Below are 11372 nucleotides of genomic sequence, written 5' to 3' on the forward strand. Positions count from 1 at the left end.
TGTTTCGCAAAGCTTTAATCGCAAGTATTGCCTAAACGGGGTTTATATACCTACTTTTAAAACAGGCAATCAATACTAAAGATTGAAAAAGCCCTTTAAGGGCTTTTTTATTTGTAAATTGATATAATTGAATGATAATTAAGCGTAACAAGGTCTACTTATCTTCACCCTACTTTATTAAATACAAGAGAGTCTTATGTCTGGATTACGGCAGTTAGCTGCGCCTGCAATGCGCTTAATGGCGAATCTAAAATACAAAACTAAAATAAGCATCACGTTTGGCATTCTCTTGATCCCACTTGCACTAAGCATGTTTTTTTTGGTGTCGTTATTGAGTAAAAGTATTGATGTGTCGAAAATGGAACAGCAAGGTTTAAAAGGCTATCGGGCAATACTTACCAATCAAATACAAGGGACAACCGATAAAAATATAAATGTGGCACGCTCGCTGGGCTTTAAAATTAAAGACAGCGAAGTAGACGATGTACTTGAGCTTGTTTCTATTCAATCTAATTTAGCGCTAGATAGCGAACTTGCCAGCGCCTATTTAAATCGTGCATTGGTAACCCGTGTCCCTGCTTTTATCACTCAAATAAACCTAACTGCCGCGAGCGCAAATACAGTACTGAACAATAACCAATTTACTCCAGATACCTTTATTGCACTTTCAAACCTAACTAAATCGTTACCCCAATTTGAGCAGCAACTTTTAAAAACACTAGCTATTGCAACGTCAGCGGATAAATCGGTAAATAAAGCGCTCTCTCCCACTTTAAATGAACTACAAAAATCAGTCTCAGCATTCAAGAACGCGATAGATAAAAAACTACTGGAACCCGACGACATAGAGTTAACTCAGCGTGAATTTTCAGCACTCACTGACAATGTTCAAAAAAATATTAGCGCTTTAATCAACATCAGTATTCCAACTCTAGAATCGTTAATTAGTAATAAAATACAAACCCAGCAGTGGACCAGAAACACTGTTCTGATCGCCTCTATAATAAGTTTACTGTTTGCTCTTTATTTAATGGTTGGGTTTTATTTTGCAGTCGTTGACACCATAAGTCGCTTCACTAAAGCAGCCACTAAAGCAGCTAACGGTGACTTAAAGGCAACCCTTAACTCAATCGGGAGTGACGAAATGAGCGTTATTGCTGAGCAATACAACGCCCTACTCAATGCCTTTTCACATCTACTTTCAGATGTTAAAGCCAGTACCAAAGAGTTATGCGATGCCACTCAGTCTCTTTCGCATGCCAGTAGTCAAACCAGTGACGACGTAATAAAACAGCAAACGCGGGTAAATGCAATTAGCCATGCATTAAGTGACATGGCGCAAACTGCACATACAATTGAAGAATCAGCCCATCAGGCAACACTTACTGCACAAAATGCCGCTGAGCATGTAAAACAGGGGTCGAGCAATACCATGGAGCTTGCTCAATACATGCAAGATTTAAAAATGGAGTTTACCGAAAGTCAGCAAGCACTTGACCGACTAGCTCAAGATAGCCAAGAAATTAGTAAAGTAAGTAAAGGGATCAGTGAAATTGCCGACCAAACAAACCTATTAGCACTCAATGCTGCAATAGAAGCAGCTAGAGCGGGTGAACACGGACGTGGTTTTGCGGTGGTCGCAGACGAAGTAAGAACACTTGCATTACGCACACAAACACAAACACAAACACAAACACAAGAAATTCACCAAATTATTAGCTCACTGCAAAAGGCATCTGACGATACACAAATTAAAATGCGTTCAAGCGTTGAAAAAATGGAGTTATCTGTCGAAGCCGCAAACCAAACAAATACAGTACTGCAAAGCGCAGAAAGTAGTATGGGGGATATAAAGCATCAAGGCGAGGTCATTGCTGAACGAGTTAAACAGCAAGCCAACGCGACGACTCAGGCACTTAATGACTCGCAAGAAGTTAATAACTTAGCTGATCATACATTAGTGTCAGCGCAATCAACGCTGCAAGACGCCGAGCAGCTTTCACGCTTATCGAATGATTTAACAACGTCAATGCGCTTTTTTAAGTCTTAACTTTTAATATCTATAGCTTTAATATCTATAAATAACAAAGCCGCTAAATAGCGGCTTTGTTATTTGAGTTATCATTTTATACAGCGAGGCCTTGGCTCAAATTCACTCACTCTTAATGGAAGCTGTATCACTTTCCCACATCCTGGAGGAGCTTGTTTACCTGTGTGCTCGTTTACAAAGGCCCAACGGATTGAAGGGGGGCGAGTATCGGCAATAGCTTGTGGGTTGAGTGGTTTTAGATAACGGATATAGGCTTCTAGCGCCCCGACACTGCCAGTTAAACCGGTGCTTTTATTATCATCGCGGCCAAGCCATGCAACGGTTACCGTGTTTTGATCAAACCCTGCAAACCAGCTGTCACGTAAATCATTGCTAGTCCCTGTTTTACCAGCTAGTTGAATAGACGGAAAGTGCAAGTTTAACCGCTTTGCTGTGCCGTCTTTTGTTACACGCTTCATTGCATATTTGGTCATGTACACAGAGGCTTCATCAAAACGAGGCTCTGCACTTACTTGATGTTTATATAGCACGTTACCTACAGAGTCAGTAAGTGCTGATATAGACGTCAACTTCTTATACTCACCGTCATTTGCTATGGTGGTGTAAAGCTGGGCAACATCAAAACTAGATAACTCTAAAGCACCTAAGAGTAAAGACGGGTATTCATCTATTTGACCTTCCACACCGAGTGATTTAAGCGTTTTTGCAACTTTATCCACTCCTATATCTAAGCCTAAATTAACAGCAGGTATATTAATACTATTACTAAATGCTTGATAAAGCGGGATTGCACCACGGTATTGGCGATCAAAATTTTCAGGCTGCCATACATTACCTTCTTCGTTTGTTACCTGTAACGGCGAATCATCAAGTAATGTGGCTAAATTATAATTTGGTGATTGTAGTGCTGTTAAATAAACTGCGGGCTTAACTAAAGACCCTATATTTCTCTTTGTATCCAGCACTCTATTAAAGCCCGAATATCGAACGTCACGCCCTGCTACAAGGGCCGATACGCCACCTTTATCTGAATTTACAGAGATCATAGCAACCTCAAGCTTATCTGTTTTAGGGCGTTTCTCTAAATAAGGTAAGCTTTTCTCAACCGAGTTTTCCATTGCTGTTTGTTTTTGTAAATCAAAGTAAGTAAACACCCTAACCCCAGCATCTAGTATTTGCTGGTCGGGTAGTAATTTATTTAATTCACGGTTCACCAGTTCTAAATACCCTGGGTATGATTTTTGTAAACTTTCTTTCATTGGCGCAATGTCAATTGAGCGCTTAAGGGATGCTCGGTATTCTTTTGTGCTTATTAATTTATTTTCCACCATGAGGCGAAGTACTAAATCGCGACGCTCCATAGTGCGCTCTTTGTAGCGGCGAGGATTGTAATAAGACGGCCCTTTCACCATCGCTACTAGCAACGCTATTTGATCGTATTCAAGCTCATCTACTGGTTTTGAAAAATAAAACTCAGACGCCAAGCCCATGCCATGCACGCCTTGGTTATAAGATTGACCTAAATAAACCTCGTTTAAGTAGGCCTCTAATATTTGGTCTTTTGAGTAACGATAATCAAGAATAAGCGCAATAAACGCCTCATTGATTTTTCGCAGCAGCGAACGTTCACGGGTTAAATATATATTTTTAGCGAGTTGCTGCGTTAACGTGCTACCGCCTTGGACTGTGCGCCCTGCTCTAATATTGGTATATAGAGCGCGTAAAATAGAAAAAACAGATACACCGTGGTGTTCATAAAAATTACGGTCTTCCACCACTAGCAAAGTGTCTTTTAACATAGCAGGAAACTTATCAAGGGGAACAAATTCTCTATCTTGCTTCGAATCGTTACCAATGCGGGCTATTTGAACAGGTTCTAATCGAGCGTTGTTCAAGCGCCTACCAAATTTATCTTTTACAGAGGCTACCTTTTGTCCCGCAAAGCGCAGTTCAACAACCTTAGACTCCTCCAGCCCATCATAAAATTCAAACTCTCGTCGGTAAATTTTAATACTATCGGCCGTTTTTACGTATTGGCCGGTCCGGCTAAGCCTATTAACCGATGAATAATTTAGACGTTCGAGTTCAAATTCTACTTCTTGACGTGATAAGAATTGCCCAGGGTAAAACTGCATTGCACGCGCATACACTTGAGCGGGGAGTTGCCATTTATTTCCTTCAAATACACGTGTGGTTTTTGAATCTAAATAAATAAAGTACATAGCCATAGCAATAAAAACAGCCAAACTTAGCTTCCAAAAAACTGACCATGTTTTTCTCATAAATGAGCGTTTAAAAACAGTAGTTGCCGTTTTTTTTGTAGATTTGGGTTTAGCTTTACGTGACGAACTACTTGCTTTCGTTGCACGCTTTGAAGGGGGTTTACTACTAGGTGTTTTTTTATTATCAGCCATGTAAGTGTAATGTGTTCCAACGGTTTATTTACAAAGTGGAGCTTAGCATATTGGTAATAACCCTAACACCTGAAAAATTAACCTTCCCTGAAACGAAAAAAAGCTCTACCTAAAGTAGAGCTTTGATAAGCACACTATATAAATTTAGTTATTACGAACAGATACAAACTCAGGGTAAGCTTCTACACCACAGTCGTGTTGATCCATACCGTTAAGCTCTTCTTCTTCTGTAACACGTATACCCATTGTGTATTTTAATATAGCCCACACAATAAGCGATGCTACAAAAACAAATGCCAAGATAGTTACTAAGCCGATTAACTGATTAATAACGCTTGCATCACCGTTTGAAAGTGGAACCAGCATAATACCTAGTGCACCACATACACCGTGTACAGAAATAGCACCTACTGGGTCATCAATCTTAATTTTATCTAAAGCTATAATGCTAAATACAACTAATGAACCGCCTAGTAAGCCTAGTAGACAAGCCATTAATGGAGAAGGTGAAAGAGGGTCTGCAGTAATAACAACTAAGCCCGCTAGCGCACCGTTAAGTACCATTGTTAAATCAGCTTTGCCCCATAATACTTTACATACAAATAGTGCTGCAATTGCACCCATTGCCGCAGCCGCGTTAGTGTTAAGTAAGATTTGACCTACAGCCGTTGCGTTTTCTTTATCAGATAGTAATAACTGTGAACCACCGTTAAAACCAAACCAACCCATCCACAAAATAAATGTACCTAAAGTAGCAAGCGGTAAGTTAGAACCTGGAATTGGATAAACTTCACCATTTTTTCCGTATTTACCTTTACGAGCACCTAGTAAAATTACACCAGCGAGTGCTGCTGCTGCACCTGCACCATGAACAATGGCAGAACCTGCAAAATCAACAAAGCCCATTTCAGACAAGAAACCACCGCCCCATGTCCAGTAACCTTCCATTGGGTAGATAAAACCAGTTAAAACAACAGTAAATGCTAAGAAAGCCCATAGTTTCATTCGTTCAGCAACCGCACCAGATACAATTGACATGGCTGTTGCAACGAAAACTACTTGGAAGAAAAAGTCAGACTCTAAAGAGTGGTCGGCATCAGCAGCTTGCGTACCAATTAACGCGCCCAGTGATGGCATAATTCCGCCCTCAGCGTTGTCTACATACATAATGTTGTAACCAACTAACAAAAACATGGTACACGCGATTGAATAAAGCGCGATGTTTTTAGTTAAAATTTCAGTGGTGTTTTTAGAACGAACTAAGCCCGCTTCTAACATGGCAAAACCAGCAGCCATCCACATAACTAATATACCCGATATCAAAAAGTAAAATGTATCGAGTGAAAATTTAAGTTCTACAATTGTATTTTCCATAAGCCCCTCTTAAATTGCCTCTTCGTCAAGTTCGCCAGTACGGATACGAACTATTTGATCTAAGTCGTACACAAAAATTTTGCCGTCACCAATTTTGCCTGTTGACGCAATTTTTGTAATTGCTTCAACAACGCGCTGACAATTTTCTGTACGAGTTGCAATTTCAAGTTTGATCTTTGGAATAAAATCGACTTGGTACTCTGCACCACGATATAGCTCTGTATGACCTCGTTGACGTCCAAAACCTTTAACATCAACTACAGTCATCCCCTCAATTCCTAAATCAGCGAGCGCTTCACGCACATCGTCTAATTTAAATGGTTTTATGATTGCACTAATCATTTTCATAGCGGCCCCCTCGGACTCTTTATTGTTATCCTGTTGGGTAACATAATCCAACCTTTGTGCCACTATTTAATTTAATTTAAAAACAACAATTTAACCTTTAAAACTAAACTCACCATAAAAAAAACGCACCATTTAGGTGCGTTTTTTTAACAACTCCGCTACATTGGTGCACATATAAAAACGCCCCCAAAATTGCGCTATAATATAAACAGTTACCCGATACAGTTTCTGCCTTTGCTTTTTGCTTCGTATAACGCCTTGTCGGCAACACGCATCGCATCTTTTAAATTGGTATTTTGAAACTCTGCAAGCCCAATACTCGCTGTTATCGTGCAAGACTTGTCACTAATAGAAAAATCGTAACTCGCCATTTTTTTTCTAAACGCTTCTAAATATTCGCGTGCTCTGGCTAAATCGATATCAGGTAGAACAATGGCAAATTCTTCACCACCCACCCTTGCTACAGTAAAGTTTGCAAAAGTTGAGCGAATAAGAGACCCAACCTGCTTAAGCGCCTGATCGCCGCCTTCGTGACCAAATGTATCGTTTATATTTTTAAAAAAGTCCACGTCGAGTAGCGCTAGCGTATTATTTTGATTTTGATTTTTTAATAACTTTTCAGCATATTGATAAAAATAACGTCGATTGTATAAACCGGTTAAGTGATCTCTAAAAGCACTTTCTTTGATATCTGCAATCAGTGATAACTGCTCCATTGTTTGCAACACCCTGCAATGAAACTCTTCATTCATAAAGGGTTTAGTTAAAAAGTCGTTTGCGCCATATTTTATAAAGCGTGCTGATAAACCGTGCTTGCCTGCTCCAGATAAACCAATTACAGCTAAATCGTCTCGGCCTCTAAAATTACGAACTGCTTTAACTAGCTCAAAACCATCCATTGTTGGCATAGCGTAATCGGTCATAAGCAGCTTTATATCAGGATCAGCTTTTAATATTTCAAGCGCTTGCTGGCCGTCATTCGCGGTGCTTACATCAAACAATTGCTTTTCGAGCATTTGCTTCATTAACGAACGACTCAACATAGAATCGTCCGCAATTAATGCCTTACAACCTTGGTTTCTTAAAAGTTGAGAAACCAATTTAACGGCATAATGATAAGAATCACGGTTATCTTTTATAACGTAATCCACCACACCATCTTCTAGCATTTGCTGACGTTTGTACTCGTCTATCTTTGATGTGAGCACAACCGTAGGAATTGCTTTAGAAAGTGTATATTTGGCAACTTCGCCATTTGGAGCATCGGGGAGAGTTAAGTCAACAAGTGCTAATGAATAGTCGTACTTTTCTACATGCTCCTGGCATTCAGCCAATGACCAGGCAAAATCAACGGCAACATCTAAATACTGGGCAGTTAAGTGGCGTAAAACCTGCTGGACTACTTTACTGTCTTCAACCACTAATACTCTTTGCATAGACCTTCTCTTTGTTCTCATTACTTTTTGCAACATCTGCTGCAAACACAAAATAATAAAACTTACTGGTACCACACTTTAAGCAGCAAAAATAAGTAAATAAAAAACATCCCAGAGCCATTGTTATTTAACGCTTTAAATATTAAAGCACATTCCATTAACCAGCTTGTAAATCAATAATTGTAATAAAAACAAGCATGATGGCAAATATACCCGATTTTAATTCTTAGCTAAATAATTAAACAAAAATTTACACCATAAATAACTGATTATTTTACTTATCGGCTTATGTTAATTAACTCAACCAATAATATCGGCAGCTAGTCTCATTACTTTTGTTATTTTACTTATTTTTATCTTTAATACATTATAAAATATAATAAGGACTCCCCATGAAGCTTAGTCGTATTTTACCAATCACGGTTTTTGCATTAATGCTCAGCCCGCTTGCTGATGCTGATAATCAACGCCGTATTGATGTAGACAGTAAAGTAGTCACCCAACACAAAGCTAAAATTAATGGTCAACGCTTTAATTATACGGTTGCCACAGGCACTCAACCCGTATGGGACAACAAAGGTGATGCCGTTGCTACACTACAATACACGTATTACACGCGCGATAAAGTTGATGATAGAGCCAAACGCCCGTTGCTCATTTCTTTTAATGGTGGCCCTGGCTCAGCCTCAGTTTGGATGCACTTAGCCTACACAGGCCCTCGCGTATTAAAAATTGATGATGAAGGCTATCCTATTCAGCCCTATGGTGTAAAAGACAACCCTTACTCTGTGCTTGATGTTGCCGATATTGTTTACGTAAACCCAGTAAATACTGGCTATTCGCGAGTTATTGAAAACGAAAAAGGCGAAATGCTTTCTAAAGCTCAACAAAAAGACATGTTTTTTGGTGTTAACGCCGACATTAAATACCTTGGCGAGTGGTTAAATACTTTTGTAAATAGAACAGAGCGTTGGCGCTCTCCAAAGTTTTTAATTGGCGAAAGTTATGGCACAACACGCGTATCAGGCCTTGCACATGAATTACAAAATAGCCAATGGATGTATATTAACGGTGTTGTATTAGTGTCACCAACAGACATTGGTATTAAACGCGAAGGCCCAGTTAAAGCGGCAAATCGTTTGCCATACTTTGCAGCCACCGCGTGGTATCACAAAGCACTAAATGCCGATTTACAAGCAAAAGATTTAGACGAACTCCTTCCTGAAGTTGAGCAGTTTACTTTAAATGAACTAATACCAGCATTAGCAAAAGGTGGCTTTTTAGCGCAAGACGAAAAGCGTCGTATTATTAAAAAAATGGCTGAGTATGCAGGCCTTTCAGAAACCTTTGTCGATCAAAACAACCTCGATATCCCTACACAATTCTTCTGGAAAGAATTATTGCGTGACCGAGGACAAACAGTCGGCCGTTTAGACTCTCGCTACCTAGGTATAGACAAACGTGATGCTGGTGACTCACCTGATTACTGGGCAGAGCTGACTTCATGGTTGCACTCCTTTACGCCAGCGATTAATTACTACCTACGCGAGGAGTTAAACTATAAAACCGACATCAAATATAACTTATTTGGTAACGTTCATCCTTGGGATAGAAGTGGCAATAATACCGGTGAAAACCTTCGTCTTGCGATGGCTCAAAACCCTTACTTGAATGTAATGGTACAGGCGGGTTATTACGATGGTGCAACTAATTACTTTGATGCCAAATACACAATGTGGCAATTAGATCCAAGTGGAAAAATGAAAGACCGTCTAAGCTTTAAAGGCTACAGAAGTGGGCACATGATGTATCTTCGCCACGCTGATTTAGAAAGCTCAAATAACGACTTAAGGGAGTTTATACAAAACTCACTACCTAAAGAATCTAAAGCTGCCAAATATTAAAATATTGATCAACCACCTATAAATGGCTTACCTGAGTCATTTATAGGTGAACACCCTTCCAGTTTTACAATAACTTATTTAACGGTTAGTTCGCGTAAATTACAGCTTCCAACTTTAATAACCGGTTCGATTGCGGTGTAGCTTTTAGTTTCTAACATTGTCCGTAAATTAACGAGCGTTTTGAAGGTACTTTTAAGACCCTCTTTATTGTATAGCCACGTTGGTATATTTCCCCCTGGTAAAGCGTAAACCTGATATTCAATATTTAAATCTTCGCCCTTTTGTGTAAGTAACCAATGTGCGTTTAGCGTTTTTATTCTAACTACCCGCTTAGTTAATGGTAACTCTTCAGGACGCGATTCGATAGTAAGCTTGGTTTGCTGAGTAGAGAGTCTTGAGTAACACGAATAGGTAACGGCATCACGGTTTGCCACTGGCCAAGGAGAGTCGATATAGCTATAAACGAGGTTTTCTGAAGGGCTTAAAGCTTTAATTACACGTACCTTAGACGTGTTTTCAAGCCAGCTTGAAGCAATACGCGTATCACTTAATAAATCTAAAAAGTCATTGGCTGTTACATCTTCAATATTAAGCTGACCTTTTACAACAAACGTATCATCAGAAAATTCCTGATATTCAATGCTTACTCCTTGCTCGTTTTTGTATAATTGCCAACGGGGCTCAGAGTAAGTATTAAAGCTTAACAAAATAATTAATAAACTAATGCACTTTTGCATAGGGGTTAACTTACAAAAGTGCTTTATCATCATTTTTGCCAATAAGGCTCTATGTCATACGAAGCAAGTCTACTTTGCTCCATTGCACTGACTAAATATTCAGACTTTTGCTCCAGCCAAGATTGAATTTTTGCAAGTTGCTCATCGTCTTGGCCTGCGCATAATTGCTTTAAGTACTCTAGGGTACTGAGTTCATAAACACCATGCGAAATATCTAACCACGGCAACCTAAACTCAAGACGTTCTTCTTTATCGAACATCGATCCTAAGCAATTACCACTTAGCAAGCTGTTTTCAAGCTGCATTCGTAAATTAAGGTAGTCAACTACACCAAGCGTTTGCTCTTTAGGCAATAATTGATGCAGGTTTTTCCAGTCTTTATTAAACAATCTTTCAGCAATAGAAGACACTGGATTTTCTGCAGCTTGGAGCTCTACCTGCCCCCAATCTTTTCGCCATTGCTTGTCAATCAACCACGTTGTTAACGAAAGCAATAAACGATTATAACGAGCACTATGAAAAAGCGCATTAATGTCATCAATACTAGGCTGCAGCTCTTTTAAATCGTTAATAACTTGCGCCAAAGCTGGCGCCGCATTTATTTTTTTATAAAATGCATGGCGTTTTGACGTATAAGTTTTTAACTGAATTGCATTTTCTACCCATGCTAACTCGCTCAAAAGCCATTTGAGCTCAGTACGAAGCTGTTCAGTACTGTCTTTAGAGACTATATCGTCAAACAACCAAAAAGTATGGCGAATTAAACTAATACCATCAGTCACCCTTTTTAAGGTTTTTAAGCTCGGTTTATCGAAGTAACACTGCTCATGCTTTTGCACAAACCGAATACCAAAGTTCATTGCTTCTTTTAAAGCGCTTTCTTGGGTCGCAGAGCGAGGAAGCTTAACAAAGCCAATCGACTTACTAGGCTTAAGCGGATTGTCGTCGGCTAAACGGTAGCCGCGTGCTGCTTTTGAATACAAACCGAGTCGGATACAGTTTTGGCTAACTAAAATATCAGCCAAAGCAAACAGCTCATTGCGGCTGCCTTCAATTAATTCTATTTCCAGCTCGCTGATCATCTCAACTTGCCCAGAGGCTGCGATTTC

At 39.5% G+C, this 11372-nt stretch carries 8 protein-coding genes; 2 read left to right on the plus strand and 6 right to left on the minus strand.

Annotated elements, in window-relative coordinates:
* Positions 1 to 196 precede the first annotated feature (196 nt).
* Entirely contained in the window at positions 197 to 2050 is a 1854-nt protein-coding gene (locus BCG07_RS04755; RefSeq protein WP_243531406.1) for a methyl-accepting chemotaxis protein, read from the plus strand.
* Between the two features lie 71 nt (positions 2051 to 2121).
* Here BCG07_RS04755 and mrcB read toward each other — a convergent pair whose 3' ends face one another.
* From mrcB to BCG07_RS04775, 4 genes are all read right to left on the minus strand, one after another.
* The gene (gene mrcB, locus BCG07_RS04760) at positions 2122 to 4464 is read right to left on the minus strand and encodes a penicillin-binding protein 1B (RefSeq protein WP_243531408.1); all 2343 of its coding nucleotides are present in this window, start codon (positions 4462 to 4464) and stop codon (positions 2122 to 2124) included.
* Positions 4465 to 4608: 144 nt separating this feature from the next.
* Positions 4609 to 5838, minus strand: a complete 1230-nt coding sequence (locus BCG07_RS04765) for an ammonium transporter AmtB (RefSeq protein WP_006791512.1) — start codon at positions 5836 to 5838, stop codon at positions 4609 to 4611.
* Between the two features lie 9 nt (positions 5839 to 5847).
* Positions 5848 to 6186, minus strand: coding sequence for a P-II family nitrogen regulator (locus tag BCG07_RS04770; protein ID WP_004587162.1), 339 nt, complete (start codon positions 6184 to 6186; stop codon positions 5848 to 5850).
* A gap of 212 nt (positions 6187 to 6398) precedes the next feature.
* Positions 6399 to 7622 carry a response regulator gene (locus tag BCG07_RS04775; RefSeq protein ID WP_243531410.1) on the minus strand — a complete coding sequence of 408 codons (1224 nt, stop codon included), beginning with the start codon at positions 7620 to 7622 and terminating at the stop codon, positions 6399 to 6401.
* A gap of 392 nt (positions 7623 to 8014) precedes the next feature.
* Between BCG07_RS04775 and BCG07_RS04780 the strand changes: the two genes are divergently transcribed.
* On the plus strand, positions 8015 to 9526 hold the full coding sequence (locus BCG07_RS04780) for a S10 family peptidase (protein ID WP_243531412.1): 1512 nt from the start codon (positions 8015 to 8017) through the stop codon (positions 9524 to 9526).
* A gap of 74 nt (positions 9527 to 9600) precedes the next feature.
* On the opposite strand, the gene BCG07_RS04785 is transcribed toward BCG07_RS04780, so the two are convergent.
* Positions 9601 to 10293: an START domain-containing protein gene (locus tag BCG07_RS04785; protein ID WP_243533718.1), complete on the minus strand. Its 693-nt coding sequence runs from the start codon at positions 10291 to 10293 to the stop codon at positions 9601 to 9603.
* Positions 10293 to 11372, minus strand: a 1080-nt coding sequence (locus BCG07_RS04790; protein ID WP_286888990.1) for a CHAD domain-containing protein, incomplete at its 5' end; no start/stop codon positions are given. The genes BCG07_RS04785 and BCG07_RS04790, both read right to left, overlap by 1 nt.

Source organism: Pseudoalteromonas sp. ESRF-bin5, assembly GCF_002632075.1.
GTDB lineage: Bacteria > Pseudomonadota > Gammaproteobacteria > Enterobacterales > Alteromonadaceae > Pseudoalteromonas > Pseudoalteromonas marina.